This window comes from Variovorax sp. 05T418, assembly GCF_056396385.1.
In genome coordinates, this window is record NZ_JBFTLJ010000013.1 from 106,567 (window position 1) to 132,339 (window position 25,773).

Here is a 25,773-nt window from a genome sequence, read left to right on the forward strand (position 1 = left end):
CCGCGAATTCGCGGGTGCCCGAAAACGCGATCGAACATGAAGCGGGCGGGGCGTTCGGCCGTCCTTTGCTTCGACGGGACGCCACCAGCTTCGTCGGTGCGGATCAGTCCCACGCCTGGTTGCCCATGAAGTCCACGAAGACGCGCAGCGGTGCCGGCAGATCGAGGCGATCTGCGAAGTACAAGCGGCCATCGTGCGCATTCTCGGGTTGCTCTCCATCGAGCAGCCGCAGACGAATGCATGGGACCTACGAGGCCGCGACGGCAAGCAGTTCTGAACTGCCGAATCGCGCAGACGCCAAGGACGGCGATCACCGGATGAAGGCCTCGATGGCTATGCCCTTCCACTCATCAGCTCGGCGCGCAAGTTGGCGAATGTCTTCTCGATGCGCCGGGTGAATGGCTCCTTTCCTCCGCCGTCGGCCCATTCATCGACGGCAACACGGAAAGCGCCCATGCCGACCATTGCCACCATTCGCAGGCCTTCGCGGCGGGTGCGCTGTGGCCAGAGGCGACAGAGCGCTTCGAACACCGCCTGCTCCATCTGCAGGTACTTGGCCTGGTTGGCTGCGCGCAGCTGGTCGCTCGATCGAAGAAGATGCGCGATGACGAGCGTGGTGGACGTGTCGTAGTGCGAGGCCTGCTTCAGCAACGCACCGCACAAGGCATCCAGAGGCGATTGATCGGTCGATACCTCGAGCACGGAGGCACGAACCGACTCGACCAGTCCTCCCTGCCAAGCCAGCAGGATCTCGTCCTTCGACTTGAAGTAGTGGAAGAAAGTCCGCCTCGATATGCCGGCGGCGGCCGCGATGTCGTCCAGCGTGGTCTGTTCATAGCCCTTGACGACGAACAACTCGAGGCCCGTCTGCGCAACGCGTTGAAGCGTCTCGCGGCGTTTCCTTTCGCGCAATCCGTTCTGAGGCAGTTCTGCTTGCACCATGGTCGAATCGTAGCAGGCGATTGCACTGGTTGCATATTTGCACTGAGTGCATTAATATCTGCACTCGGTGCAACTATCGGAGAATCCATGAATCGGGTCCAGTTCGATCACTACGGCGGTGCTGCCACGATGCGCATGGCGGACTGCGAGGCGCCGCAGCCGGCGCCGGGACAGGTGCGGGTCAGGGTCAGGGCAGCAGCCATCAACCCGCTGGACTGGAAACAGCGACAAGGCGCCATGAAGCTCTTCATGGGCAGGGAATTTCCCAAGGGCATGGGGTCCGACTTCGCCGGCGTGGTCGAGGCAGTGGGCGAGGGCGTGCGCGAGTTCCAGGTGGGCGACGAGGTCTTCGGCACTATGGATTTCAAGAAGCCAGGAGCCTTTGCGGAGGTCCTGGTGACCGATTCCCGCCATGTGGCTAAGAAGCCGCCGCAACTCTCGTTCGCCGAAGCCGCCTGTCTTCCGATTTCCGCTGCCACGGCCTGGGCGGCGATTCTCGACAAGGCGCAGGTGTCGAAAGGCGCGCGCGTGCTGATCAACGGTTGCACGGGCGCTGTGGGCTCGATGGCGGTCCAGCTGGCCGTTGCCAACGGTGCTCAGGTTGCCGGGACATGCAGCCGGGCATCCATGGATGCCGCGAAGGCGGCGGGTGTGTATCCAGTCTTCGATTACGCAGTCGAGGGTTGGTGGCATGGTGTCGAGCCATTCGATGCGATCTTCGACACGGCCGGCACGCTGGACTTGCGTCGCGGAATGTCGATGCTCAAGCCCAAGGGCCTTTTCATCGACATCAACCCGACACCGCGCAGGATTGTCCATGGACTGCTGTCGCGCCGCTACAAGATCGCGTTCGCGACGATGGGGTTCAAACATCTGGCCGCCATCGCCGAGCTCGCAGCCCAGGGCACTCTGAAGCCTGCGATCGGCCTGGAGAAGCCGTTCTCCGAAGCCGTTGCCACAATCGCCGCGGTCGAGGGCGGCCTGCGCGTATCTGGCAGGGTCGTGCTGACCTTCTGACTGAGCCCGCGTGTGCAGAGTCGCGCCGCGGCCCGGCTGCCGGCAGCGGCGTGGCCGCGACGGGCAAGAAGGGCGACTTCAAGCGACCTTCAGTCCGACAAAGGCGCCTTCTTTACCTCGCGCAGGAGACGAGCCTCGTAGATCCGGGCCTCCCAGGACTCCAGCATCGGCATGCGCCTGTCGGCAAACGCGACGTAGTGGGGCATGCGGATGTGTTCATCCAGATTCTTCATGTCTTCCCACATCTCGAAGACGAACATCTCCTGCTCGTCCTCGAGAGACGGGTAGTGAGTGTATTCCAGGTTGCCCGGCTCGCACCGGGTATTGATGACGTTTTCCGAGACGAAGGTCAGCAGCTCGTCCCGCTTGCCGGGCTGCAGCCTGTACTTGACCGCGACGATGATCGCCATGATGGATGCCTCGCTTCTTGTCAGTGTCCTCGGAGGAGAGCTTCGCGCCTGGCGCGTTCAGCCCAGGGCCTTGCGGATCTCGGCCACGCGTTCGGGCGTGAATACGCCGCTGCCCAACAGGTCCAGGATCGACAGCACGCTGCCGCGCGAACCCCAGCTGCCTTCGTCGATGGTGCGGAACGTGGTCCACCAGGCCGGCGATGGCTGCTCCATGGCGCACGCCTTGGCCATTGCGCCCAGCACGTTCTCGGTCACCTGCTTGCGCACCGGCGTCGGCCAGGCCGCATCCATCACGCAGATGTCGAAGGTGGCGACGTCGGGCGCAGGCGACTGGTCGCAAAGCAGCCGGCCGCCGATCGCCATGCGATCGGGCGTGCGTTCGACGAAGTGCACCTGGAAGCCGATGCGGGCTGGCGGCGCGAACTGGCCGACCTCGGGGACGAGCACCGCGTCGGTCAGCGACTGGGCGAGTTCTCGCCGCTGTTCGAGAGAAAGACGGCCTTCGGGAGTGGTTACGGTAACGATGGTCATGACGGGATCAGTGGACGAGATTGAACGAGGCGGTGGCCGGAGCTTCAGCGGCCCTGGAAGCGGGCCTCGCGCCGTTCCATGAACGACTGAAGGCCTTCCTTGAAGTCGGCGCTGGCGAAGACCTGCTTGCGGATCTCGGGAATGGCGGCGATCGCAGCGGCCTCGCCCTGCTGCACGTACGTCAGCGCCGCCGCCTTGGTGGCGCGCAGGCCGATGGGCGCACAGGCGCAGATGCGGCGAGCGATGTCGAGCGCGCGCTCGCGGTGGGCGCCGTAGGAATGAACCTCCTGCACCAGGCCGACCTCCAGCGCGCGCTGCGCCGAGAACTCCTCGCACAGGAACAGCAGGTGCATCGCATTGCCCCAGCCCATGCGCTGCAGGTAGCGGAAGTGCGCCCCGCCCAGCGGCGCAATGCCGCGTTTGGCCTCCAGCTGGTGAAAGCGCGCCGTGTCGGCCGCAATGACGATGTCGGCCGCGAGCATCATCTCGATGCCCACTGTGTAGGTGATGCCGTGCACGACGGAGATCACCGGCTTGCGGCAGCGCCGGCCCAGCCCGAGCGGATCCACCTGCTGCGGCGGGATCGGCTTCGCGGTTGCGCCCGGGCCGAAGAACTTCGGCATGTCCAGCCCCGCGGTGGTGTGCTCGCCCGCCGGGTCCAGCACGGCCACCCAGAGCTCGTCGTCATCGTCGAAAGCCGTGAGGTGCTGCGACAGCTGCTGCATCATTTCCGGCGTGATGGCGTTCTTCTTCGCCGGGTTGTCCAGCGAGATCACGCATACGTGGTCCTGGACCGACATTTGCACCTGCGGCGCGATGGTTTCATCTGCCATGGCGGGTTCTCCTTGGGCTGGGCGTCGTCATTTCTATGTCAAGTGTCATAATAATTTTCATCATACACTCCCTATGACATTCGACATAGAGAAGAACCCGCATGTCCTCCACCACCAGAGACAAGATGATCGCCGGCGCCGCCGACCTGCTGAGCCGGCGCGGCGTGCACGCCACGAGCCTGCGAACCGTGGTGCAGCACACCGGCACGCCGCGCGGCTCGCTGGGCCATCATTTCCCCGGCGGCAAGCAGCAGCTGCTGGAAGAGGCGGTGCGCCACGCCGCCGAGAGCGTGGCGGTGCCGCTGGAAACGCTGATGAAGGAGCGCGGCGCGGTGGAAGGCCTGCAGGCCTTCGTCGGCTGGTGGCGGCGCATCCTCGAGAGCTCCGGTTTCGAGGCCGGCTGCCCTGTGCTGGCGGTGGCGGTGGAACCCATGGCGGACGAAGAGGACGCCGCATCGGGGGAGCACCTTCGCGAACTCGCTCGCGAGGCCTTCGAGCGCTGGGAAGCCATCCTCGCCGCCGCGCTGCGACGCGAGGGCGTGGCCGCAGGCCGCGCGCAGCGGCTGGGGGCGCTCACCGTGGCTGCCATCGAAGGCACGGTGGCGATGTGCCGAGCCTCGCGCAGCACGCGGGCGCTCGATGATGTGCAGCTGGAGCTGAAAGCCATGCTGATGGCGGCGACCGCGCGCTGAACCTCTTCCGTGCGGCAGGGCGAGACCTTGGGCGTTGTCACGAATGACCTATTCGTTTCGAGCGCCCGAGATCTTCACGAGCTTCTCGATGAGAGGCCCCGTGGCATCGAAGTTGCGACGAAAGTCGGCTGCACTGCCGCCAACAGCGTCCATCCCCAGCTCCTCCAGCCTTGCCTTCATCGCGGGGGTATGCGCTATTTCGCGTGCGTGTTTCTCGAGCAGTTCGAGGACCGGCTTTGGCGTTCCTGCGGGAGCCGCCAGCACGAACCAAGACATGGTCACAAGCTCGGGATCAGGGAAGCCTTCCTCTTTCATGGTCGGCACGTTGGGCAACCCCTGCAGGCGCTTCTCGGAAAGAACCGCAATCGGCCGCACCCTGCCGCTTTGGATCAGTGGAAGCATGGGCGCGAGCGTTCCCATTCCCCAGGGCACCATTCCCGCCGCAAGATCCTGGGCAAAAGGCGCCTCGCTCTTGTAGGGCACGTGGACCATATCAAGGTCTTGAGTCTTGCTCAGGTACGCTGCCGTGAGATGCCCACCCGAGCCTGTGCCAAGGGATCCGTAGCTGAGATGTCCCTTCTCCTTTCTTGCCCATGCAATGAACTCCTTCATGTTCCTTGCGGGCACATCCTTGTTCACCACAAGGATCATCGTGTTGGTCGCAACCTCCGAGATCACCGCCAGATCGCGCTTGACGTCGTATGGAACGTTGTTGAAGGTGTGCTGCGCGTAGTAGATCGGCGACGAATAGGTGAACAGCAAGGTATGGCCATCCGGGGCTGCCTTGGCAACCGCTTGCGTTCCGATCATTCCTGAGGCGCCTGCCCTGTTGTCCACAAGCACCGGCTGGTTCAGCCGCTTCTTGAGCTGTTCGGCAAACACCCTGCCCAGAATGTCCGTTCCCCCGCCGGGCGCGGCCGGCACCACCAGGGTCACCGGCCTGGTGGGGTAGCTCTGGGCCGATGAAAAGCCGCTGCAGGCGAGGGCCGCGGCCGCGATGACGATCTTGATGAATTGCATGTTTGTCTCCTTCGGTTGCTGCGCCGGTTCGTATGGCGGGCAGCGATTCTTGTGAACGTGAATGCCAGCGCGGTCGTCTTATTCGCCGGTGCCCAGTCCGTAGTAATCCCGCACGCGCGGATCGCGGTTCCTGCCAGGCTCGAACACCTCGAGCAGCACATCGTCCGGTGCCTTGACCATGAAGTAGCCGCCGCCGGAGTGCTCGCGCACGGGGTTGGGCAGATGCAGGCCCGCCGCCTTCATGCGCTCGTAGACCTCCTGCAGGCCGACCACCTGCATCCCCAGGTGATGCACGGCATTGCGGCCCAGATCGCGCGGCGATTGCTCGTACAGGTGCATGGCGCCAATGCCGATCTTCATGAACACGTTGCGTGCACCGCCATAGTCGCCGTCCCAGGTGACGCGGGCATCGAACCACTTTTCATAGAACGCGATGGTCTCGTCGATGTTCGACGCGAACAGGTGGACGTGCTGGAGGTGATAGCGATCGCCCAGACCATAGGGGCGGCTGCGGCTGGGCCCCAAGCTGGAGGTGACTTCTGTCATGCTTTCTTTCTCTCTGTTGGCGTGGTTTGGAACGATGGCGGCCTGCTTCACTTCTTCCAGCGCTTCTGGTCGCGCAGGTCGTGCAGGCCGGGAAGATCGGCGCGAAAGCCGTCGGGGAAGATGCGGTGCTTCTGCACCTTCTGCGTGCCGGTGATCGGCAGTTCGTCGACGAAGCAGATCCAGCCGGGTGGCTTGTAGTAGGCAAGCCGTTCCGCAGCAAACTGATGCAGCGCCATGGCCAGGGAATGGTCGCGGGCCGTCCCAGCGGCCGGAATCACGCAGGCAAGAACCTCCTCGTCGCGCAGATCGTCGGGCACCGCCATCACGGCGACCTGCTTGACCAGCGGGCTGGCGGCCAGCACGGCTTCGACTTCCGCGCTGGAGATGTTCTCGCCGCTGCGTCGCACGATGTTCTTCTTGCGGTCGACGAAGGTGAACAAGCCATCGGTCGAACGCGTACACAGGTCGCCGCTGTGGAACCAGCCGCCGGCCCACGCGGCTTCGGTCGCCTCCGGGTCGTCGAGGTAGCCGCTGAAGAAGCCTTGGCGCGGGTTTTCTGCGGTGTGGCGCACCACCAGTTCGCCTGCGGTGCCGTCGGCCACTTCGTGCCCCGCGTCGTCGACGATGCGGGCCTGCAGCCCCGGCAGCGGTCGGCCGCATGCCCGCGTATGGATCTGGCGCGGCTCGCGGTCGACGCACATGAAGCGGCCGGTTTCCGTCATTCCCCAGACCTCGATGAGCGGGATGCCGAACCGCGTTTCGAACCGCTCGTGGAGCACCGGATCGACGCCCGCGCCAAACGCCACGCTCACACCCGAGTGCCGGTCGCGCTCGGTTTCGGGTTGCCCCAGCAATGCCGGGATCATGATTCCAAGATATTTGAAGCGCGTCGCTCCGGTGTCGGCGATGTCGTTCCACCAGTGCGTCGCGCTGAACCGTCCCGGCATCACATAGCAGGAGCCCGTCACGATGGCGGTGCCCAGCGTGTTGATCGCGTTCATGTGATAGAGCGGCAGCGGATTCATCTGCCGCTCCGAGCCGACTGCAAAGGCCAGATGCGGCGGCAGCTGGCGCGCATAGTCCGCCGCCGTCTGCAGGTAGTCGTTGCTCAGCACGCAGCCCTTGGGCCTGCCGGTCGTGCCTGAGGTATAGAGGATGGCGGCCGCACGGTCCAAGGGTTCGGTTGGCACCGCGGCCGTATTGCCGCGGCGCGGCAAGCGGCGCAGCCCCTGCGGACCATTCGTGCTCAGCGGGATGGCGCGGCCCGAGGCTTCGATGGAACCCGCGAGCAGTGGCTGCAGCGCGGGCAGGCCGATCACCGCACCGCAGCCGGAGTGCCCGAGCTGGTAGGACAGCTCGGCAACCGTCAGGTCGGTATTCAGCGGCACCACGCAGGCACCCAGCGCGTTGAGCGCCAGATAGTGGAAGACGAACTCGGGCCGCGACTCGAAGGCCAGTGCCACACGGTCTCCCTCGCCCACACCCTGGTCCGCATACTGCGCCTTCAGCGCGTCGACCCGGCCGAGGACTTCACCGAACTGGAGTTCCCGTTGCACCTCCCATGCGTCGGCCAAGCGTGCGGGAACGGCCAGGAAGGGGTTGTTTTCGAATGCTTGCGCGGATTGGCGGAAGCGTTCGTACAGGCTTTGCCTGAGATCCATCGGTCGCTTTCTCTTTGCAAAGCCGCTTTCCGGCTTCGCCGATAGGGAGGGACCGCGGTCTGGTCATTGGCCATGGACCGCGATGGCGGCGGCATGATCCGGGATGTTGCGAAAGAACGCTCCGGAGCCGTTCGAGAACTCTAGGGAGGTCCCGGCGACTTTTCTTCCTACATCGATTCCTGGGCGGAATGCTGGCTGCGCTAGCCAGACAGGGAGTTGCTGCGGGCCTGCGCCTCGAGCCGGTGCTTCAGTTCCATCAGCAGTCCCACGGAGGGCGTCTTGCGTCGGTGATAGACCGTGACTTCGCCCGTCAGCGCATGCAGGTCGACGTCCAGCGCCGCCAAACCTTCGCCTGCGAGCGGCTGGAACGCTTGCTCGGGAAGCACCGTGATCAGGTCGCTTCGCCGCAGCAGCGGAATCATGAGCGTGGCCGAGGTGTCGGTCTCGACGCGCACGTCCAGCGCACCGAGGCCCGCATTGGCGAACATCTGTTCGACCTCGGTCCTGAGCGTCACATCGGAAGTCGGAAGCAGCCAGCGCGATTTCGACAGCTGCTCCAGGCTCGGGATGCTTCCTGCAAGCGGATGCCCGGCGCGAACCACGAGCCTGTAGCGCTGGGGTCCGACCCGCGTGCGCAGAACGTCGGGCGGGAGGTGCTGCACGCCGAAGCACACGGCCAAATCGAGCTTGCCTTCTTCGAGCATGCGCACCAGCTCTGCCGAATGCTTGACGCTCACCAGCAACTGGACCGGGTGCGGTCCCGGGAGCATGTCGGCCAGCACCGGCGCGGCCACGCTGCCGAGCAGTGCCGGCACGATGCCCAGCCGGATCGCCCCGCGCATCGCGGCCACTTCGCCGGCCATGTCGCGCCGCGTCGCAATCGTGAGCGCGCTGAGCTCCATGGCCCGCAGGTACAGGGTCCGGCCGGCCGGCGTCAGTGCGAGCGAACGCCCGCCGCGCTCCATCAGCTGGACACCGAACTCGTCTTCGAGCTTGCGCACGACCTTGGTGACGGCCGACTGGCTCAGGCCGCAGCGAAGTGCGGCCCGCTGAAAATTGCCGGTCTCGTGAACGGCTCGGAAGACATCCAGATCTTCAAGGCGCATCGAAGCAGCATAGCCGAGGCGCAGCTTGGAAGCTCATGGAGAAAGCGGCAACTTCGCCTCAGGCGTCGTCGCCCTTGAACCGTTTCAAACTCTTGAAGATCAGCGGAGCGACCAGCGCGAACAGCGCCAGCGCCAGCAGCGTGGCCGAGCCCGCGTGCTTGAAGAACACGAGGCCGTCGCCCAGGCTGATCTGCAGCGCGCGCCGGAATTGGCTCTCCGCCATCGGGCCCAGGATGAGTCCGACGATCATCGGCGCCACCGGGTAGTCCCAGCAGCGCATCAGGTAGCCGCAGATGCCGAAGGTCACGAGCATCACGAGTTCGACCGTCGACGGGTTCGCGGCCAGCGTTCCCATCACTGCGAACACGAGGATGCCCGCGTAGAGCCACGGCTGCGGCACCTTCAGCAGCCGCACCCACAGGCCGACCAGCGGCAAGTTGAGCACCAGCAGCATCAGGTTGCCGATGAAGAAGCTGGCGATCAGGCCCCAGACCAGATCGGCGTTGGTCACGAAGAGCAGTGGGCCCGGCACCAGTCCGTACTGCTGGAAGCCCGCGAGCATCATCGCGGCGGTGGCAGAGGTCGGCAGGCCCAGCGCCAGCAGCGGCACCAGCGTGCCGGTCGCCGCCGCATTGTTGGCCGCTTCCGGGCCTGCCACCCCTTCGATCGCACCTTTGCCGAACTCCTCGGGCTTCACCGCGAGCTTGCGCTCGAGCGTGTACGACAGCAGCGTCGGCACTTCGGCGCCGCCTGCAGGCAGCGCACCAATCGGGAAGCCCAAGCCGATGCCGCGCAGCCATGGCTTCCACGAGCGCTGCCAGTCTTCCTTCGTCATCCAGAGCGAGCCGCGCACGGCCTCGATCTTTTCCTGCACGCCGGTGAAGCGCGAGGCGATGAAGAGCGTCTCGCCCATCGCGAACAAGCCCACGGCCAGTGTCGTGATCGACACACCGTCGAGCAGGGCGGGAATGCCGAAGGCCAGGCGCGACTGGCCCGTGAGCTTGTCGATGCCGACCAGGCCAAGCACCAATCCCAGCGCAAGGCTCGTGATGCCGCGCAGCACCGAGTCGCCGAAGGTGGCCGACACCGTGACAAAGGCCAGCACCATGAGTGCGAAGTAGTCCCACGGACCGAACTGCACCGCGAAGTCGACAAGCCACGGTGCGAGCACCGAGATGCCGATCGTCGCGATCAAGCCCGCGACAAAGGAGCCGATGGCCGCCGTGGCGAGTGCAGGCCCGCCGCGCCCGGCCTTCGCCATCCGGTGCCCCTCGATCGCAGTGGCAATCGAGGCCGCCTCGCCGGGCGTGTTGAGCAGGATCGCGGTCGTCGAGCTGCCGTACATGCCGCCGAAATAGATGCCGGCGAACATGATGATGGAGCCGGTCGGATCGAGCTTGAAGGTGATGGGCAGCAGCAGCGCCACCGTCAGCGACGGGCTGATGCCGGGCAGGATGCCGACCAGCGTGCCCAGCAGCACGCCGATGCCGGCGAAAAGCAGATTGCCGGGCTGGATGGCCACCAGCAGGCCTTGCCCCAATAGCGTGAAAACTTCCATGTGGCCCCTTAGCCGAGAAACAGGCGCTCGAGCGGCCCAGCCGGCAACGACAGGGACAAGGCCCTGGTGAAGAAGGCAAACACGATAGCCGCGAGCAGAAAACCGATGGCGGGCGACTTGATGCGAATGGGCTGGCCGAAGGCCCGCGCAGTCGAAACAAAGAGCCAGGTCGAACCGATGACAAAGCCGCCGCCGAGCTGCAGGATCAGGATCATTCCGATGAGCCCGCCCAGCACCCAGCCCAGCGCCCCACGGTTGGTGAGCACGGCGCCGAGCTCCGACGCCTTCTTGCCGTGCAGCGCAGCGCGCATGCGCAGGGCTGCGACGAGGTGCGCGAGGCCGAGCACGACCAGCAGCAGCGCCACGATGCGCATCGCGGCGGTGGGCCCGACGCCGACCGCCTGCGCGGGCGCCATCAGCGTCACGTCGTAGCCGATGACCGCGGCCAGCCCGAACAGCACGGCGCCTACCATGGCGGTCGCGTGCCAGCCCGGGCCGTTGGTTTCCGGATCGCTCATTTCACGAGGCCGATGGAGCTCAGCACTTCCTTCACGCGCTGCTGATCGGACTTGAGGAACGCGGCGAAGGCGTCGGCGTCGAGGTAGGCATCGTCCCAGCCGCGGGCCTTCGAAATCTTGGCCCATTCGGGCGACTTGAGGGCCTTGTTCACGGCCGCCACCAGCGCGGCCTTCTGCGGCGCGCTGATCGCCGGACCCGCAACCACGCCGCGCCAGTTCACGAGCTCGACGTCGATGCCTTGCTCCTTGAGCGTGGGCACCTCGACGCCTTCGATCCGCCTGGCTGTCGACACGCCGAGCGCGCGCAGCTTGCCGGCCTTGATCTGGCTTTCGAACTCGTTGTAGCCGGACACGCCCGCGGTCACGCGGCCGCCCAGCATCTCGGCCAGTGCTTCGCCGCCGCCCGAGAAGGGCACGTAGTTCAGCTTGGCCGCGTCGCCGCCGGCCTGCTTGGCAATGAGCCCTGCCAGGATGTGGTCCGCGCCGCCGGCCGAGCCGCCGGCCCAGACGACCTTGGAGGTGTCCGCCTTCACGGCCGCTGCAAGATCCTTCAGCGTCTTGTGCGGCGAGTTCGCGGGCACGACCACCACCAGCGGATCGCCCGTCATGCGGGCGATCGGCGTGACCGCGTCCAGGCCGACCGGCGCCTTGTTGGTGAGCACCGCGCCGACCATCGTGATGCCCATCACCATCAGCTGGTTGCCATCGCCCTTTGCGTTGTTCGCGAACTGGGCCAGGCCGACCGTGCCGCCCGCGCCAGGAACATTGACGACCTGCACGTTCTTGGCTGCGCCCGTGGCGGTGAGCACCTGCTGCAGCGAGCGCGAGGCGCTGTCCCAGCCGCCGCCGGGGCCGGCCGGCGCCATGATCTTGAGGTCGAGGGGTGCCTGTGCCATGGCGGGCGCGGCCGCGAAGCCGAACAGCATGGCCGCGATGGAAGCGGCGAGCAGGGCGCGGCGATTCGAGTTGGACGAGAGTTTCATGAAGGTCTCCTGTGGATTTGATGGGGGCTCATTCCGCGACGATCCGGGCGCTGTCGACGATGTGCGCGTACTTGACGGATTCGGTCTTGATGAAGTCGCGGAACTGGGTTTGCGAGAGCGGCATGGGCTCGCCGCCTTGCTCGCGCAATCGCTTGATCAGCTCGGGGTCGCGCAGGGCAGCGGTGACTGCCTCGTTGAGCTTCGCCTGCACGGCAGGCGGCGTTTTCGCGGGTGCAAAGAGACCGAACCAGTTGTCCAGGTCGTAGGAAGCCGTGGGTGCGAACTCCGCGATCGCCGGGATGTCCGGCGCAAAGCCGGCGCGCCTGGCCGAGGTCACGGCCAGTGCCTTCACCCGGTTGCCCTTGATGAAGGGCGTTGCACCGGCCAGGCTCACGAAGGTGATGTCGACATTGCCCGACGCCACGTCGACCAGCTGGTTCGAGGCGCCCTTGTAAGGCACGTGCTGCATCTGGATGCCGGCCAGGGACTGGAGCAGCTCGCCATTCAGATGCTGCGGGTTGCCGACGCCGCTCGTGGCATAGGTCACCTTGCCCGGGTTCTTCTTCGCGTACGCCACGAGCTCGGGCAGGTCCTTTGCCGGGAACGATGGATTCGCGACCAGCACGTTCGGCACCCGCGTGACGGCCGTGATCGGCGCCAGGTCCTTCTCCGGCGAGTACTGCATCTTTGTCTTGTAGACCAGCGGATTGATGGCGGTCTCGCCCGCCGAACCCAGCAGCAGCGTGTAGCCGTCGGGAGCGGCCTTTGCCACGAAGGCGGCGCCCAGCATGCCGCTCGCGCCGGGCTTGTTGTCCACCACGACCGACTGCTTCAGTGAAACGCGCAGCTTCTCCGCCAGCAGGCGCGCCATCGCATCGACGCCGCCGCCGGCGGAGAAAGGAACGACGATGGTGATGGGGCGCGTGGGGTAGTCCTGCGCAAGCGTCGACAGCGGGAGGGCGGCGAAGGCCACCGTGGCGCACAGCAGCGCCCGGCGTTGGATCGAATGCATCTGGGTTGTTCCTTGGTTCTGAAAATGGGCTGGGTGTGGGAGCCGGGTCATGCAGAAAAGACCATGCAGACCGGGCTGCCTGACCTGACCGACGCGCCTGTGGGCTTGAGCGTGCCGGTCGAAAGGTCGACGGCCAGCGTCACGATGGAGTCGCTGTCCTCGTTGAGCGCAAACATGAAACGCCCGTCCGGCGAGAGGGTGAAGAACCGTGGCGTCTTGCCTTGCGTGGGTTCGGCCTCGATGAACTTCAGCGCGCCGGTGGACGGGTCGATGCTGAACACGGCGATGCTGTCGTAGCCGCGGTTGGAGGCATACAGGAAGCGCCCCTGCGCGTCGATCTGCAGCTCGGAAGCGCGGCTGTTGCCGGTGAAGTTGTCGGGCAGCGCAGACAGGACCTGGAATGGCGCAAGTGCGCCGGTTGCGGGAGTGACGCGATAGGCCGTCACGGTCGAGTCGAGTTCGTTGACCACATAGGCGAACGGCGCCTTGGGATGGAAAGACAGGTGGCGTGGCCCTGCGGTTTCGCGCGTGGCGACGAACGGCACCGGCGCGGGCGTCAGGCGGCCTTCTTCAAACCGGAAGCTGAACACCCGGTCCAGCCCCTTGTCCGGCACGACGACGAAGCGGCCGCTCGGATCGAAGGGATTGAAGTGCGGTTTCGCCTGCTTCTGTTCGATGCGGTGTGGTCCGATGGGACCGTCGAGCCTCACGAGCTGGGTCAGCCCGCCCAGCGAGCCATCGACGTTCACGGGCAGCACCGCCAGGCTTGCGCCGATGTGGTTCGACACCACCAGGAAGCGGCCCGTCGGATCCAGCGCCAGGTGCACCGGGTTCTTGCCCTGCGTGCTCTGCCGGTTGATGAAGGTGAGGAGGCCCGTGCTGCGGTTCACCTTGAAGGCGCTCGCTTCGCTCTCGTCGCCGTGCACGGCGTAGAGGAATTCGCCGTTGGCACTGAGCGCCAGGAAGGACGGATTCACGAGGTTCCTGACGACGTCGACGGGCTCCAGCGTTCCCTTCGCGGAATCGACTTTGAAGATGCTGATGCCCTCGCCACGCGCGTTGCGCTCTCGGGTGGTGCGACTGCCAACGTAGGCGTACATGGGGTGTCCTTGGGTTGATGAAGCCTGGGTGGGCTTGAAGGCCGTCGAGGCGCACCCGGCAAGTTGGCCAAGCAGGGCAGAACCACCGAGGGCCAGACCACCCAGCAATGCGCGGCGGCGGCCTGCTTGGGTGGATGGCTCGGGCGGAGAGAGGGGCGAAAACATGGTGGCGGGCGCTTTCGACGGGCTGTGGTGCGGGACTGAATCGGGGCTGAGGGTTTGCACTTAATTGCATTTTATGAATGAAAAATGCAAAATAAGAATCATGGAAAACACTGAGACGCCCTGCATGCGGTTTGTCGTGGCCGGGCAGGACTACCTGGCCGTCGATCTGCCGGCGCTCTGCAAAGACAAGCTCAGTCGCTTGCCCGTGGTCTTGCGCCTGCTGATGGAAAACGTCGCGCGCAACATGGAAGGCGCCGAGAAAGACGCCGCTCTGGCAGCGCTTCTCGCGTGGACCGACACCGGCACCAGCGAAGCGGAAATCGCCTTCCAGCCCGGGCGCGTGCTGATGCACGACACGACCAGCACGCCCGCGCTGGTGGATCTGGCCGCCATGCGCAGCACGCTGTCGGAGGCCGGTGTCGATCCGTCGGTGCTGAACTCGAGCCTGCCGGTGGATGTGTCGGTGGACCACTCGCTGGCGGTCGAGGCCTTCGCGCGCAAGGACGCACCCGAGGAGAACATGGCGATCGAGGTACGGCGCAACGCGGAGCGCTACGCATTCCTGCGCTGGGCCTCGAAGGTGCTGCGGGGCGTGCGCATCAATCCGCCCGGCACAGGGATCATGCACACCATCAACCTGGAACAGCTGGCCACCGTGGTGACGCTGCAAGAGCGTGATGGCTTGCGCTGGTTGGTGCCGGACATGATGATCGGCACCGACAGCCATACGCCCATGGTCAACGGCATCGGCGTGCTCGGCTGGGGCGTGGGCGGACTCGAAGCCCAGACCGTGATGTTCGGCATGCCAACCATGCTGCGTATTCCCGATGTGATCGGCGTGCGACTTACCGGTGCGCTGCGCCCGGGCGTGCTGGCGACCGATCTGGCACTCGTCGTTACGCAGCGTCTGCGGGCTATCGGAGTCTCCGGCGAGTTCGTGGAGTTCTACGGCCCCGGTGTATCGACTTTGACCGCAGGCGACCGCTGCGTGGTGGCCAACATGGCGCCGGAGTACGGCGCGACCACGGGCTTCTTTCCGGTCGACCGCCACACGATCGACTACCTGCTGGAGACCGGCCGAACGCGGGCTCAAGTCGAACGCGTGGAAACGTACACCCGCGCGGCCGGCTTGTGGTTCGACCCTGCAGCGCTGCCGACCTACACGCGCGGCCTCCACATCGCGCTGGAGACGGTCGACATGCACATCGCGGGCCCGCGTCGCCCGCAAGACCTGTTGGGGTATGGCGATGCCGCCTCGGCCCTGGCCGCGCTCGCCTTCGAGCCGAAGGCTGTCGATACCCAAATGCCCCGGCACCCGGTTGCCATTGCAGCCATCACGAGTTGCACCAACACTTCCGACCCGCGCCTGCTGGTTGCCGCCGGCCTCGTCGCGCGCAGGGCGCGCGCGCTCGGCCTGAAGGTGCCGCACTGGGTAAAGACATCGCTCGGTCCGGGCTCGCCCGCGGCAGCGGCCTACCTGGAGCGCGCCGGCCTCACGACCGACCTCTCGGCGGTCGGCTTCGACATCGTGGGCTACGGCTGCACGACGTGCATCGGCAACTCGGGTCAGCTGCCCAGGGTGATTCACGACGCGATGGGCAGAGGTGCGATCCATCCGGTCGCGGCGCTGTCGGGCAACCGCAACTTTCCGGGACGGGTTCACCCCGACCTCGACCTTGGCTTTCTGATGTCGCCGCCGCTGGTCATCGCTTTCGCGCTGGCGGGAGACGCGGAGCGGGACTTGCGCGTGGACCCTGTGCAGATCACCGCCAAGGGCAAACCGGTTTATCTGCGGGACCTGTGGCCTTCGGCCGAAGAGATCGAAATTGCGCTCGCGCGTTCGCAAGATCCGTCGGATTACCCGCGCGCCTTTGCCATCGCCACCGGCAACCCCCTGTGGCATGCGCTCGCCGCACCGGACACCGAGCTCTACCCCTGGAACCGCGCCTCCACCGCGCTGCGCCGCCCCCCGTTCGCCGCCTTGTCGGAAGGCAGCATGCTCGGCCGCTACAGCGCGTACCCGCTCCTCGTGGTGGGCGACGACATCACGACCGACCACATCTCGCCGGCCAGCGCGATTCCCAAGGACAGCCTGGTGGCCGACTTCCTCGTGGCGCGCGGCGACGACCGCGACGACCTGAACGTATTCGCCTCGCGGCGGGGCAACTGGGAGGTGATGGTGCGGGCAGCCTTCCACAGCAAGACGCTGAAGAACCTCCTGGCGCCTGGCGCCCCTGTGGCACACACGCTGCACGTGCCCACCGGCGAGGTGGTGCCGCTCTGGGAGGCCGCGCAGCGCTATCGCGCATCGGGCGATTCGGTCGTGCTGGTCGCGGGCGAGCGATACGGCACCGGCTCATCGCGCGACTGGGCCGCCAAGGGCCAGCGGCTGCTGGGTATTCGCGCTGTGCTGGCCAACAGCTTCGAGCGCATTCATCGTTCCAACCTGATCGGTATGGGCGTGCTGCCACTGCGCTTGCCTGCGGGCATGACGCCTGTCACGCTCGGGCTGGCTCCGGGCGATTGCATCGAGGTCGATGCGCAGCCCGAAAATATCCGCCCGCGCGGCCCTGTTGCCGTCACGCTGCGCCGCGCCGGTGGCCGCACGGAGTGCTTCGATGTGGTGGCGGCGGTCGAGACGAAGCTGGAGGTCGAGCTTCTGCAGGCTGGTGGCGTCATTCCGTCAACCCTGCAAAAAATGATGAAGAAGCATGGCGCGGCAGCCCTGCCTGCCGCGTAGATAACCGGAATCGCTGGAGAATCCGCCCCTATGCGGACCGATCAATCCATTCCCTCGCAAATTCTCGACCTCATCCAGGCAGACGCCATGCCGGCTGGCACTCATCTGCCGGCGCAGCTTCTGGCTGACCGACTGCGGGTGTCGCGCTCTCCCGTGAACGAAGCGCTGTCGCTGCTGGCCGAGAAGGGCGTGCTCATGCGCCAGCCCAATCGGGGCTACTTTCTGGTGAAGCCCATCGAGAATGAGGCGAGGGCACTCGCCGGCGAGCTGGGCCTCGAAGAATCCGACGTTGTGACCGAGGTGTACTTCCGCATCGCAGACGATCGATTGAGGGGGCTGCTGCCCGACGAGTTTCCTGAGGCGCTCCTGAAGCAACGCTACGGCCTCACCCCCGTGCAGCTGAATGGCGTGCTCAGTCGCATTGCCAATGAAGGCTGGGCCGAGAAGAAGCCGGGCTACGGCTGGGTGTTTTCGTCGATGCTGACCACCGCCGACAGCCTGCTGCAGTCGTATCGGCTACGCCTTGCGCTCGAGCCCGCCGCGCTGCTCGAGCCCAACTACCACCTATCGCCCCAGGTGATCGCGCGCTGCCGCGCAGCGGAAAAGCATTTGCTCGAAGGCGGCATCGAAACCGACACCGCCGATCAGCTGCACGACCGCGGCGTGCGCTTCCACGAATCGCTGGTCGAGGGCTCGGGCAACGCGTTCTTCATCGACACCATCCGGCGCGTCAACCGCGTGCGCCGGCTGCTGTCGTACCGCTCGATGCAGGACCGCAGCCGCTACAAGGAACACTGCCAGCAGCACCTGCACCTGCTCGACCTGCTCGAGCGCGGCCGCAACGACGAAGCGTCGAAGGCCATGCACCAGCACCTTTCCAGCACGCTGCGCAATCTCGCGAAGATCAGCAGCATCCTCAAGACCTAGCTCCATGACCATCGATTCCGCCATCGTCCGGGCGTTCGCACCCACCGGCGCATTGCGCGCCTCCATCAACCTCGGGAACCCGATCCTCGCCCATGCGGACAAGACAACCGGCGCGCCCGCCGGCGTTTCGGTGGACCTGGCATGCGCCTTTGCGAAACGCCTTGGCGTCGCGCTGGAACTGGTGGTCTTCGATGCCGCGGGAAAGTCGGTCGAAGCGGTGGCCAACGAGCAGGCCGACATCGGCTTCTTTGCGATCGACCCGGTGCGCGGCGCGCAGATCGCGTTCACCGAGGCGTACGTGCTGATCGAGGGCAGCTATCTCGTCCGCGAGCGTTCGCCTTTGCAGCACAACGACGAGGTCGACCGCGAAGGAACCGCGGTCGCGGTCGGCAAGGGAAGCGCCTACGACCTCTACCTGACGTGCGAACTCAAGCATGCGCAGATCGTGCGGGCACCGACTTCGCCCACCGTGGTCCAGACCTTCCTCGAGCAGAACCTGGATGTGGCTGCTGGCGTGAGGCAGCAACTCGAATCGGACAGCCGCGTGCACGCCGGCCTTCGCCTGCTGCCTGGCCGCTTCATGGTGATCCGGCAGGCCATGGGAACGCCCAAGACCCGGGGCGCGGACGCGGCGCGTGCATTGCGGGTTTTCGTGGAAGAGATGAAGGCGTCCGGCTTCGTGGCCGATGCGCTGAACAGGCACGGCATCGAAGGCGCATCGGTGGCGCCGCCCGGGCCTGCAGAGGACGCACTCGAAGGCCGGCCTCTTTCCATCACCCAGCGCTCGGCCGGCCCGCTGCCCCCGCCGCTTCCACCAGGAAGCTGACCAGCGCCTGCACCCGCGCGCTGCGCCCCTTGCGCGTGGGCACGAGCACCACCACCGGGGCGGCGCCGAATTCCCAGTCCGCCATCACGCGCTCGAGGCGGCCGGCGGCCAGCGCTTCGGCGGCGTCCCATTGGGAGCGCAGCACGATACCGAGGCCGTCCTCGGCCCACTGGCGCGCCACGCTGCCGTCGTTGCTGACGAAGGCCGGGTTGATGCGCAGCGTCTCGCCCTTGCGGGCGCCGCTGCCCGCGGGCCGCATGTGCCACAGCGTCACGTCCTCGTCGTTCTCGCGGATGCAGATGCAGGCGTGGTAGGCCAGGTCCGCCGGGTTGCGGGGCGTGCCGTGCTCGCGCAGGTAGCCGGGGCTCGCGCACAGCCAGCGTTCGTTGGAGGCGAGCGGGTGCGCCACCCAGGACGAGTCGCGCACCGCGCCCACGTGCACCACCGCGTCGGAATCGTGCTTGTCGGGCCACGGCGTTTCACGCAGGTCCAGCTGCAGCCGCAGGGCCGGATGCAGGCGGGAGAAACGGGACAGCCACGGCGCGACATGCGTGCGGCCATAGCCGAAGGACGCGGCCACGCGCAGCGTTCCGCTCAGGCGCCGGTCGTCGCGCTGCAGGGATTCGCGCAGGCCGTCGAACTTCAGCAGGAGTTCATAGGCCTCGCGCCCGAATCGTTCGCCTTCCGAGGTTAGGTGCAGCTTGCGCGACGTGCGGTTGGCCAGCACCAGGCCCAGCGAGGCCTCGAGCTTGCGCAGGCGCATCGACAGCGCGGGCGGCGTGACGCCGAGCGAGCGCGCGGCCGCGCTGAGCGAGCTCTCGCGCAGCAGCGCGGCAGCCAAGCGAAGGTCTTCGATCTGCATCATTCAGCAGAGCTTAACTATTGATGACGCAAGAGTGAAGCTCGAAGATACCTTGGCGCACCTAAAGTGAGCGCCATGCAAAACACTTCGACTCCCAACACCGCGGCCGGGCGCTATCCCCGGGCCGTGCTGTTCGACCTGCTCACTGCGCTGCTCGATTCGTGGACCGTCTGGAACGCAGCCGCCGGTTCCGAGCAGATGGGCCGCGCCTGGCGCGCCGAATACCTGCGGCTCACCTATGGCTGCGGCGCCTACCTGCCCTACGAAGACCTGGTGCGGCAGGCCGCGGCCACCGTGGGGTTGCCCGCGAGCGCCCCGCAGTCGCTGGACGACCATTGGGACGAGCTGCCCGCATGGAGCGGCGCCACCGAACTGCTGCGGGCGCTTCGGCCCCACTGCAAGCTGGCCGTGGTGACCAACTGCTCGCGGCGCCTGGGCCAACGCGCGGCCGAACGCCTGGGAATCGACTGGGACGTGGTCGTGACCTCCGAGGAGGCGGGCTTCTACAAACCCGATCCCAGGCCCTATCGGCTGGCCCTGGAGCGGCTGGGCGTGCAGCCGGCCGAGGCGGCCTTCGTTGCCGGATCAGGCTACGACATGTTCGGCACGGCCAGCGTCGGCCTGCGCACTTATTGGCACAACCGCGTCGGCCTGGCCCGGCCCGAGGGCGCGCCGCTGGCGGAGGTCGAGTCGCCCACGCTCGATGGTGCGCTGCCATGGCTGCGCGGCTTCCGACCGGCCGCTTCCTGATCCAACCCACCACTCCAGGACCTGCCCATGATCCGCTCCCTTCGCCTGGCCGGCAGCCTTGCCGCCTTCTGCGCCGGCTTGCTGGCCGCACCTGGTGCTGCCGCCCAGCCGTTTCCGAGCCGCCCGGTCACGCTGATCGTTCCTTTCCCCGCCGGCGGTCCCAGCGATGCACTGGCCCGCGCCGTCGCGCAGAAGATGGCAGCGCCGCTGGGCCAGCCCATCGTCATCGAGAACCTCGGCGGCGCTAACGGCGTCATCGGCCTGGCGAAGGCGACCAAGGCCGCCGCCGACGGCTACACCATCTCGTTCGGAGGCATCGGCACGCACGTGGCCAACCTCGCGCTGTACAAGAAGCTGGCCTACGACCCCGTCGCCGATTTCGCGCCCATCGGCCCCGCGGGCGCGGCACCGATGCTGCTGCTGGCCCGCGCCGACCTGCCGGCCAACGATCTGCGCGAGTTCAGCGCCTGGCTGGCGAAGCACAAGGACAAGGCCTCCTACGGCAGCGCGGGCGTGGGGTCGATCTCGCACTACGGCTGCGTGCTGTTGCTGTCTTCCCTCGGCCAGAACGCCACGCATGTGCCCTACAAGGGCGTTGCGCCGGCGGTCAACGACCTGATGGGCGGGCAGACCGATTTCATGTGCGACCAGACCACCACCGCATTGCCGCAGATCGCCGGCGGGCGCATCAAGGCCATCGCCGTGCTGTCGGGCACGCGCCTCGTGCAGTTGCCGCGTGCAGCCACCGCGGCGGAAGGCGGCCATGCGCTGGACGTGCGTTCCTGGAATGCCTTCTTCGCCCCGCGCGGCACGCCGCCGCCCGTGCTTGCCAGGCTGACCGGCGCACTGCAGCAGGCGGTGGCCGATCCGGCGCTGCGCAAGCAGATGGAAGGGCTGGGCGTCGACCTGCCCGCACCTGCCGATGCAACGCCCGCGACCGTCGCCGCGCTCATTGCGCGCGGCATCCGCGACGACGTGCCGGCCCTCAAGGCCAAGGGCCAATACCTGGACTGATTCGAAATGGACAACATGCAGAACTCCCCTCCAAACCTCGCCGACATCGACACCCCCGCCGCCATCGTGTCGCTTCCGCGCATGCAGCGGAACATCGCGCGCATGCAGCAGCAGGCCGATGCGCTGGGCGTGCGCTTTCGCCCGCACGTGAAGACCAGCAAATGCGCCGATGTGGTCGCGGCCCAGCTTGCCGCTGGCGCGGCGGGCATCACGGTGTCGACGCTGAAGGAGGCCGACCAGTTCTTCGCCCGCGGCGTGACCGACATCCTCTATGCCGTCGGCATGGCGCCGCACCGGCTCGCGCATGCGCTGGACCTGCGCCAGCGCGGCTGCGCACTGCAGATACTGACCGACAGCGTCGAAGGCGCGCGGGCCATCGCCGACTACGGCCGTGCGCACGGCCACGCCTTCGAGGTGCTCATCGAGATCGACACCGATGGCCACCGCTCCGGCATCAAGCCGGGCGAGGACCTGCTGCTCGAGGTCGGCCGCATGCTGCACGAGGGCGGCATGCGCCTGGCCGGCGTGCTGACGCATGCGGGCTCCAGCTACGAACTGCACACGCCCCAGGCCCTGGCCGCGCTGGCCGAGCAGGAACGCGCCGGCTGCGTGCAGGCCGCGCAGCGCCTGCGCGCCGCGGGCCTGCCGTGCCCCATCGTGTCGGTGGGCTCCACCCCCACGGCGCTGGAAGCCGCGTCGCTGGATGGCGTCACCGAACTGCGCGCCGGGGTCTATGTCTTCTTCGACCTGGTGATGCGCAACGTGGGCGTCTGCCGCACCGAAGACATTGCGCTGAGCGTGCTCACCACCGTGATCGGGCACCAGGCCGACAAGGGCTGGGCCATCGTCGATGCCGGCTGGATGGCCATGAGCCGCGACCGGGGCACGGGCAAGCAGCAGCGCGACTACGGCTATGGCCAGGTGTGCACCGTGGACGGAGTGCCGATCGAGGGCTACCTGCTGTCGGCCGCCAACCAGGAGCACGGCATCCTCTCGCGCGAGGGCGCTGCGGACCCGGACATCGTGGCGCGCTTTCCGGCCGGAACCCGGCTGCGCATATTGCCCAACCATGCCTGCGCCACCGGCGCGCAGTTTCCCGCCTACCAGGCGCTGGCCGAGGACGGCACGGTGCAAACCTGGGAGCGCTTCCATGGCTGGTGAGAACGTTGCCGAGTCCAACGACATGTCGGGCCCGGTCCATGTCGCAGTGCCCGCGCTGGCCAGGCCGGGCGGTCACTACAGCCATGCCGCCGTTGGCGGCGGCCTGGTCTTCATCGCCGGGCAATTGCCGATCACGCCGGCCGGCGAGCGCCTGGCCGATGCGGCTTTCGAGGTGCAGGCGGCGCAGACGCTGGCGAACGTGGAGGCGGCCTTGCTCGCCGCGGGTTCGGGCATCGGCAAGCTGCTGCAGGTAAGGGTCTACCTCGACGACATCGCCAACTGGCCGGCCTTCGACAGGATCTATGCGCAGTGGGCCGGACCCTCGCGCCCGGCCCGGGCCGTCGTGCCGACTGGGCCGCTGCATTTCGGGTTCAAGGTCGAGGTGGAGGCGATGGCGCTTGGGTGATCGGGCGGTTGCGGTTGAAGGCTTGGACGCTAGACTGGCGCTAAACGAACCTTAATGGATAGTGCAATATGCCATTGAGAGCATCGGACATTGTTCCCATCAGCGAAGCGCGCACCCGGCTCACCGAACTGGCCGAAGACGTGGTCCGCAGCGGCGCGGAGAAGGTGCTGACCAAGAACGGCGCGAGCTACGTTGCCTTGGTCGATGCACGCCGGCTGGACTACTACCATGCCCTCGAGTCGGAGCACGCCAGCCTTGTGCTGGCCGAGGACGCCATCACCGGCCTGCGGCAGGCCTTGGCAGGCCAGTTCGTGTCTGACGAGGAACTGGACCGGGCACTCGGTGTCGCATCGGCGCCGTGAGCATGCCTGTCAAAGCGCGCTACGTCGCAGGAACACATGCGTGGCCCTCTCGCCTGCCACCTGCCGTTCGCAGCGGTAGCCCAGCACCGGCAGGTCCAGGCCTGCGAACAGCGCCTCGCCCTTGCCCAGCAACACCGGACGCACGGCCAGGTGCAGTTCGTCGATCAGCCCGGCCCTCAGGTATTCGCGCACCGTCGCCACGCCGCCGCCCACGCGCACGTCGCGTGCGCCTGCGGCCGCTTGTGCCAGCGCGAGCGCTTCGTGGATGCCGCCCGTGACGAAGTGGAAGGTGGTGCCGCCGCGCATCGTCAGCGGTGCGCGCGCATGGTGGGTGAGCACGAAGACCGGCACGTGGTAGGGAGGCTCGTCGCCCCACCAGCCTTTCCAGCTTTCGTCGGGCCAGGGACCGCGCACCGGCCCGAACATGTTGCGCCCGAGGATCCAGGCACCCATCTCGGCAAAGCCTTGTTCGGCCATCTCGTTGTCGATGCCGGTCTCGCCATTGGCCTCGCCCGTCTTTTGCATCTGCTGCCAGACGCGCGTGGGAAAGAACCAGTCCATGAGTTCGGGACCGCGAACACCCAGCGGGTGCTCCAGGCTCTGGTCCGGGCCGGCGGCGAAGCCGTCGAGCGAAACGCCGAAGCTGCGCACGAGCAATCGGGCCATGGTGTCGTCTCCTGCAGGAAGAAGGGAGCTTCAGTTTAGCGCTGGCGGCGTCCCGACGAACCCTCGTTCGAGGCCATGGGCGTCGCGCAGAATGCGCGCATGAGCATCGAATACTTCGGCGTTGAAGAAGCCATTGCCGGCACCGGCCTGCGCATGGTGGTGGTAGGCCACATTCCCAGCCCCTGGTCCGAGGCGGCCAAGGGCATCCTGCATGTGAAACGCATTCCGTGGAAAGCGGTGCGCCTCGCTTATGACAGTCCGCAACTCAAGGAGTGGGCCGGCCAGCGCAACGCGCCCGTGGCCGTCTACAACAACGAGGCGCCGCGCTCGGGCTGGGCGGACATCCTGCTGCTGTGCGAGCGGCTCGCGCCGCAGCCCTCGCTGCTGCCGGCCGATGCAGCCGAGCGGGCGCTGATGTTCGGCCTGGCCCACGAGATCTGCGGCGAGCAGGGGCTGGCCTGGTCGCGCCGCCTGCAGCTGGTGCAGGCCGGCCTGGCAGGAGAGGGCGGCTTCGCTGCGCCGGCCGCCGCATACATCGGCAAGAAGTACGGCTTCAGTCCACAGGCGGGCGCGAGTGCACCCGCGCGCGTGGTGGCTGTGCTGAAGATGCTGGCGGCGCGCCTGAAGGCGCAGCAGGCGGCCGGCAGCGATTACTACATCGGCGCAAGCCTTGGCGCGGTGGACATCTACAGCGCGACCGCGCTGGCGCTGATGCGTCCGTTGCCGCACGCCATCTGCGAGATGGACCCCGCCACGCGCCGGGCTTTCGAATTCCGCGAGCCGGTGACCGATGCAGCGCTGGACGATGTACTGCTGCGGCACCGGGACATGGTGTACGAGCGGCACCTGGGACTGCCGCTGTCGCTGTGACGTGAATGCATTCACGACGCGCTTGTCCGCTCGTTCAGTGGCCGGCAAACCTCCAGCACCAACCCGCGCAGCCACTGGTGCGCAGGGTCCCGATCCAGGCGCGGGTGCCACATCTGCGACACGGTGATCTGCTCGGTCGGCATCGGCAGCGGGAACGAGCGCAGCGTGCCGCGCGCCCTCAGGTGTTCGAAGTAGGAAGACGGTATCAATGCAACCAGGTCGGTCGCGGCCGCTATCGACAAGGCAGTGCCGAAGCTGGGCACCACGACCGCGGTGTTGCGCACCAGGCCCATTGCCGCGAGTGCGTCGTCCGCCGGCCCCACGGTCCGGCCGTGGCGTGAAGTGACCACGTGGTCGCAGGCAGCGTAGCGCTCGGCCGTGATCTCGGGTCCGGCGAGCAGGGGATGGCCATCGCGCACCACCGCAATGAAGCGGTCGCGAAAGAGCGCCTGGACGCGGACCTCCGGGCCCGACTCGCCCAGAACGCCGATGTCCAGATCGAGCAATCCCTCGCGCAGAGGCCGGACATCCTTGTCGGGCTTGGGCGCAAAGCGCAGGCGAACGCCCGGCGCCTCGCGCGCGGCGCGGGCCACCAGCTGGGGCGCGAAGCCCTCGATGAAGCCGTCGTTGGCCCGTATCGTGAACAGGTGCCGGAGCGTGCGGGGGTCCATGCTCGCGCCGGCGGGCTGAAGCACCGCGCGCGACTCCTGCACCAGTTCCCTGACGCGGTCGCGCAATGCCAGCGCATGCGGCGTGAGCACCATGGCGCGGCCCGCGCGCACGAGGAGCTGGTCCCCGGTGGATTCCCGCAGCCGCGCGAGCGCCCGGCTCATCGCCGACTCGCTCAGGTCCAGGCGCTCGGCAGCTTTGGCGACGCTGCCTTCGGAGAGAAGTGCGTTCAACGCAAACAGCAGGTTCAGGTCGGCTTCTGTCGGCATGCCCGAAGCTAGCACGGCCGCGAGGATTTCGACAGGCGCCGCATGCAGGAACAAGCTGCGCGCCACGCGCTGTGCAAGCCGTGTGCGCAGTCCTACGCTGGACCCATGTTGACATCCACACTTCGACCCGACTCTTCTTCCACTGCTTCACGCACCG

General features: G+C 66.9%; 27 protein-coding genes. 11 read left to right on the plus strand and 16 right to left on the minus strand.

Annotation, left to right across the window (positions count from 1 at the left end):
* Window positions 1-333: 333 nt before the first annotated feature.
* Window positions 334-942: a TetR/AcrR family transcriptional regulator gene (locus tag AC1DMS_RS23800; protein WP_015866196.1), complete on the minus strand. Its 609-nt coding sequence runs from the start codon at window positions 940-942 to the stop codon at window positions 334-336.
* An 87-nt stretch (window positions 943-1,029) separates the two neighbouring features.
* Here AC1DMS_RS23800 and AC1DMS_RS23805 point away from each other — a divergent pair, with 87 nt between their 5' ends.
* Window positions 1,030-1,959 (plus strand): NAD(P)-dependent alcohol dehydrogenase, encoded by a 930-nt coding sequence (locus AC1DMS_RS23805; RefSeq protein WP_436288371.1) that lies wholly within the window; start codon window positions 1,030-1,032, stop codon window positions 1,957-1,959.
* Between the two features lie 89 nt (window positions 1,960-2,048).
* Here AC1DMS_RS23805 and AC1DMS_RS23810 read toward each other — a convergent pair whose 3' ends face one another.
* Genes AC1DMS_RS23810 through AC1DMS_RS23820 form a run of 3 tightly spaced genes read right to left on the minus strand, consistent with a single transcriptional unit; the run spans window position 2,049 to window position 3,733 of the window.
* Window positions 2,049-2,369, minus strand: coding sequence for a putative quinol monooxygenase (locus AC1DMS_RS23810; protein ID WP_015866198.1), 321 nt, complete (start codon window positions 2,367-2,369; stop codon window positions 2,049-2,051).
* 57 nt (window positions 2,370-2,426) lie between these two features.
* Window positions 2,427-2,900: a tautomerase family protein gene (locus AC1DMS_RS23815; protein ID WP_015866199.1), complete on the minus strand. Its 474-nt coding sequence runs from the start codon at window positions 2,898-2,900 to the stop codon at window positions 2,427-2,429.
* Window positions 2,901-2,944: 44 nt separating this feature from the next.
* On the minus strand, window positions 2,945-3,733 hold the full coding sequence (locus AC1DMS_RS23820; RefSeq protein WP_015866200.1) for a crotonase/enoyl-CoA hydratase family protein: 789 nt from the start codon (window positions 3,731-3,733) through the stop codon (window positions 2,945-2,947).
* Between the two features lie 101 nt (window positions 3,734-3,834).
* Here AC1DMS_RS23820 and AC1DMS_RS23825 point away from each other — a divergent pair, with 101 nt between their 5' ends.
* Window positions 3,835-4,425, plus strand: coding sequence for a TetR/AcrR family transcriptional regulator (locus AC1DMS_RS23825; protein ID WP_015866201.1), 591 nt, complete (start codon window positions 3,835-3,837; stop codon window positions 4,423-4,425).
* Between the two features lie 48 nt (window positions 4,426-4,473).
* Here the strand turns inward: AC1DMS_RS23825 and AC1DMS_RS23830 are convergent, their stop codons facing one another.
* From AC1DMS_RS23830 to AC1DMS_RS23870, 9 genes are all read right to left on the minus strand, one after another.
* Window positions 4,474-5,445, minus strand: a complete 972-nt coding sequence (locus AC1DMS_RS23830; RefSeq protein WP_015866202.1) for a Bug family tripartite tricarboxylate transporter substrate binding protein — start codon at window positions 5,443-5,445, stop codon at window positions 4,474-4,476.
* 78 nt (window positions 5,446-5,523) lie between these two features.
* Window positions 5,524-5,991 (minus strand): VOC family protein, encoded by a 468-nt coding sequence (locus AC1DMS_RS23835; protein WP_015866203.1) that lies wholly within the window; start codon window positions 5,989-5,991, stop codon window positions 5,524-5,526.
* 47 nt (window positions 5,992-6,038) lie between these two features.
* On the minus strand, window positions 6,039-7,652 hold the full coding sequence (locus AC1DMS_RS23840) for an AMP-binding protein (RefSeq protein WP_015866204.1): 1,614 nt from the start codon (window positions 7,650-7,652) through the stop codon (window positions 6,039-6,041).
* 200 nt (window positions 7,653-7,852) lie between these two features.
* The gene (locus AC1DMS_RS23845; RefSeq protein ID WP_015866205.1) at window positions 7,853-8,758 is read right to left on the minus strand and encodes a LysR family transcriptional regulator; all 906 of its coding nucleotides are present in this window, start codon (window positions 8,756-8,758) and stop codon (window positions 7,853-7,855) included.
* A 58-nt stretch (window positions 8,759-8,816) separates the two neighbouring features.
* Window positions 8,817-10,316, minus strand: a complete 1,500-nt coding sequence (locus AC1DMS_RS23850) for a tripartite tricarboxylate transporter permease (RefSeq protein ID WP_015866206.1) — start codon at window positions 10,314-10,316, stop codon at window positions 8,817-8,819.
* An 8-nt stretch (window positions 10,317-10,324) separates the two neighbouring features.
* Window positions 10,325-10,834, minus strand: coding sequence for a tripartite tricarboxylate transporter TctB family protein (locus AC1DMS_RS23855; protein WP_015866207.1), 510 nt, complete (start codon window positions 10,832-10,834; stop codon window positions 10,325-10,327).
* Window positions 10,831-11,817, minus strand: coding sequence for a Bug family tripartite tricarboxylate transporter substrate binding protein (locus tag AC1DMS_RS23860; protein WP_015866208.1), 987 nt, complete (start codon window positions 11,815-11,817; stop codon window positions 10,831-10,833). Before AC1DMS_RS23860 ends, AC1DMS_RS23855 begins: the two co-directional genes overlap by 4 nt.
* A 28-nt stretch (window positions 11,818-11,845) precedes the next feature.
* Window positions 11,846-12,829 (minus strand): Bug family tripartite tricarboxylate transporter substrate binding protein, encoded by a 984-nt coding sequence (locus AC1DMS_RS23865; protein WP_015866209.1) that lies wholly within the window; start codon window positions 12,827-12,829, stop codon window positions 11,846-11,848.
* 47 nt (window positions 12,830-12,876) lie between these two features.
* Window positions 12,877-13,929: a lactonase family protein gene (locus AC1DMS_RS23870; protein ID WP_015866210.1), complete on the minus strand. Its 1,053-nt coding sequence runs from the start codon at window positions 13,927-13,929 to the stop codon at window positions 12,877-12,879.
* A 265-nt stretch (window positions 13,930-14,194) separates the two neighbouring features.
* Here AC1DMS_RS23870 and acnA point away from each other — a divergent pair, with 265 nt between their 5' ends.
* From acnA to AC1DMS_RS23885, 3 genes are read left to right on the plus strand one after another with little or no spacing between them, the layout of a single operon-like run.
* Entirely contained in the window at window positions 14,195-16,834 is a 2,640-nt protein-coding gene (gene acnA, locus AC1DMS_RS23875) for an aconitate hydratase AcnA (protein WP_015866211.1), read from the plus strand.
* Between the two features lie 30 nt (window positions 16,835-16,864).
* On the plus strand, window positions 16,865-17,761 hold the full coding sequence (locus AC1DMS_RS23880; protein WP_015866212.1) for a GntR family transcriptional regulator: 897 nt from the start codon (window positions 16,865-16,867) through the stop codon (window positions 17,759-17,761).
* A gap of 4 nt (window positions 17,762-17,765) precedes the next feature.
* Complete coding sequence (locus tag AC1DMS_RS23885) at window positions 17,766-18,587, plus strand: ABC transporter substrate-binding protein (protein WP_015866213.1); 822 nt, start codon at window positions 17,766-17,768, stop codon at window positions 18,585-18,587.
* Here the strand turns inward: AC1DMS_RS23885 and AC1DMS_RS23890 are convergent.
* Window positions 18,535-19,452, minus strand: a complete 918-nt coding sequence (locus AC1DMS_RS23890; protein ID WP_015866214.1) for a LysR family transcriptional regulator — start codon at window positions 19,450-19,452, stop codon at window positions 18,535-18,537. The two genes, AC1DMS_RS23885 and AC1DMS_RS23890, sit on opposite strands and share 53 nt — an antisense overlap.
* A 72-nt stretch (window positions 19,453-19,524) precedes the next feature.
* On the opposite strand from AC1DMS_RS23890, the gene AC1DMS_RS23895 reads away from it, so the two are divergent.
* The 5 genes from AC1DMS_RS23895 (at window position 19,525) to AC1DMS_RS23915 (ending at window position 23,142) form a co-directional block, all read left to right on the plus strand.
* On the plus strand, window positions 19,525-20,199 hold the full coding sequence (locus tag AC1DMS_RS23895) for an HAD family hydrolase (RefSeq protein ID WP_015866215.1): 675 nt from the start codon (window positions 19,525-19,527) through the stop codon (window positions 20,197-20,199).
* A 27-nt stretch (window positions 20,200-20,226) separates the two neighbouring features.
* Entirely contained in the window at window positions 20,227-21,213 is a 987-nt protein-coding gene (locus AC1DMS_RS23900; protein WP_015866216.1) for a tripartite tricarboxylate transporter substrate-binding protein, read from the plus strand.
* A 6-nt stretch (window positions 21,214-21,219) separates the two neighbouring features.
* Entirely contained in the window at window positions 21,220-22,374 is a 1,155-nt protein-coding gene (locus AC1DMS_RS23905; protein WP_015866217.1) for a DSD1 family PLP-dependent enzyme, read from the plus strand.
* Window positions 22,364-22,780 carry a RidA family protein gene (locus AC1DMS_RS23910; protein ID WP_015866218.1) on the plus strand — a complete coding sequence of 139 codons (417 nt, stop codon included), beginning with the start codon at window positions 22,364-22,366 and terminating at the stop codon, window positions 22,778-22,780. Before AC1DMS_RS23905 ends, AC1DMS_RS23910 begins: the two co-directional genes overlap by 11 nt.
* A 68-nt stretch (window positions 22,781-22,848) precedes the next feature.
* A complete protein-coding gene (locus tag AC1DMS_RS23915; protein WP_015866219.1) occupies window positions 22,849-23,142 on the plus strand; it encodes a type II toxin-antitoxin system Phd/YefM family antitoxin in 294 nt (97 codons plus the stop codon).
* 9 nt (window positions 23,143-23,151) lie between these two features.
* Here the strand turns inward: AC1DMS_RS23915 and AC1DMS_RS23920 are convergent, their stop codons facing one another.
* Window positions 23,152-23,808, minus strand: a complete 657-nt coding sequence (locus AC1DMS_RS23920) for a dihydrofolate reductase family protein (RefSeq protein WP_015866220.1) — start codon at window positions 23,806-23,808, stop codon at window positions 23,152-23,154.
* A gap of 99 nt (window positions 23,809-23,907) precedes the next feature.
* Between AC1DMS_RS23920 and AC1DMS_RS23925 the strand changes: the two genes are divergently transcribed.
* The gene (locus AC1DMS_RS23925) at window positions 23,908-24,678 is read left to right on the plus strand and encodes a glutathione S-transferase family protein (RefSeq protein WP_369664660.1); all 771 of its coding nucleotides are present in this window, start codon (window positions 23,908-23,910) and stop codon (window positions 24,676-24,678) included.
* A gap of 11 nt (window positions 24,679-24,689) precedes the next feature.
* Here the strand turns inward: AC1DMS_RS23925 and AC1DMS_RS23930 are convergent, their stop codons facing one another.
* Window positions 24,690-25,616, minus strand: a complete 927-nt coding sequence (locus AC1DMS_RS23930; protein ID WP_015866222.1) for a LysR family transcriptional regulator — start codon at window positions 25,614-25,616, stop codon at window positions 24,690-24,692.
* Between the last annotated feature and the right edge of the window lie 157 nt (window positions 25,617-25,773).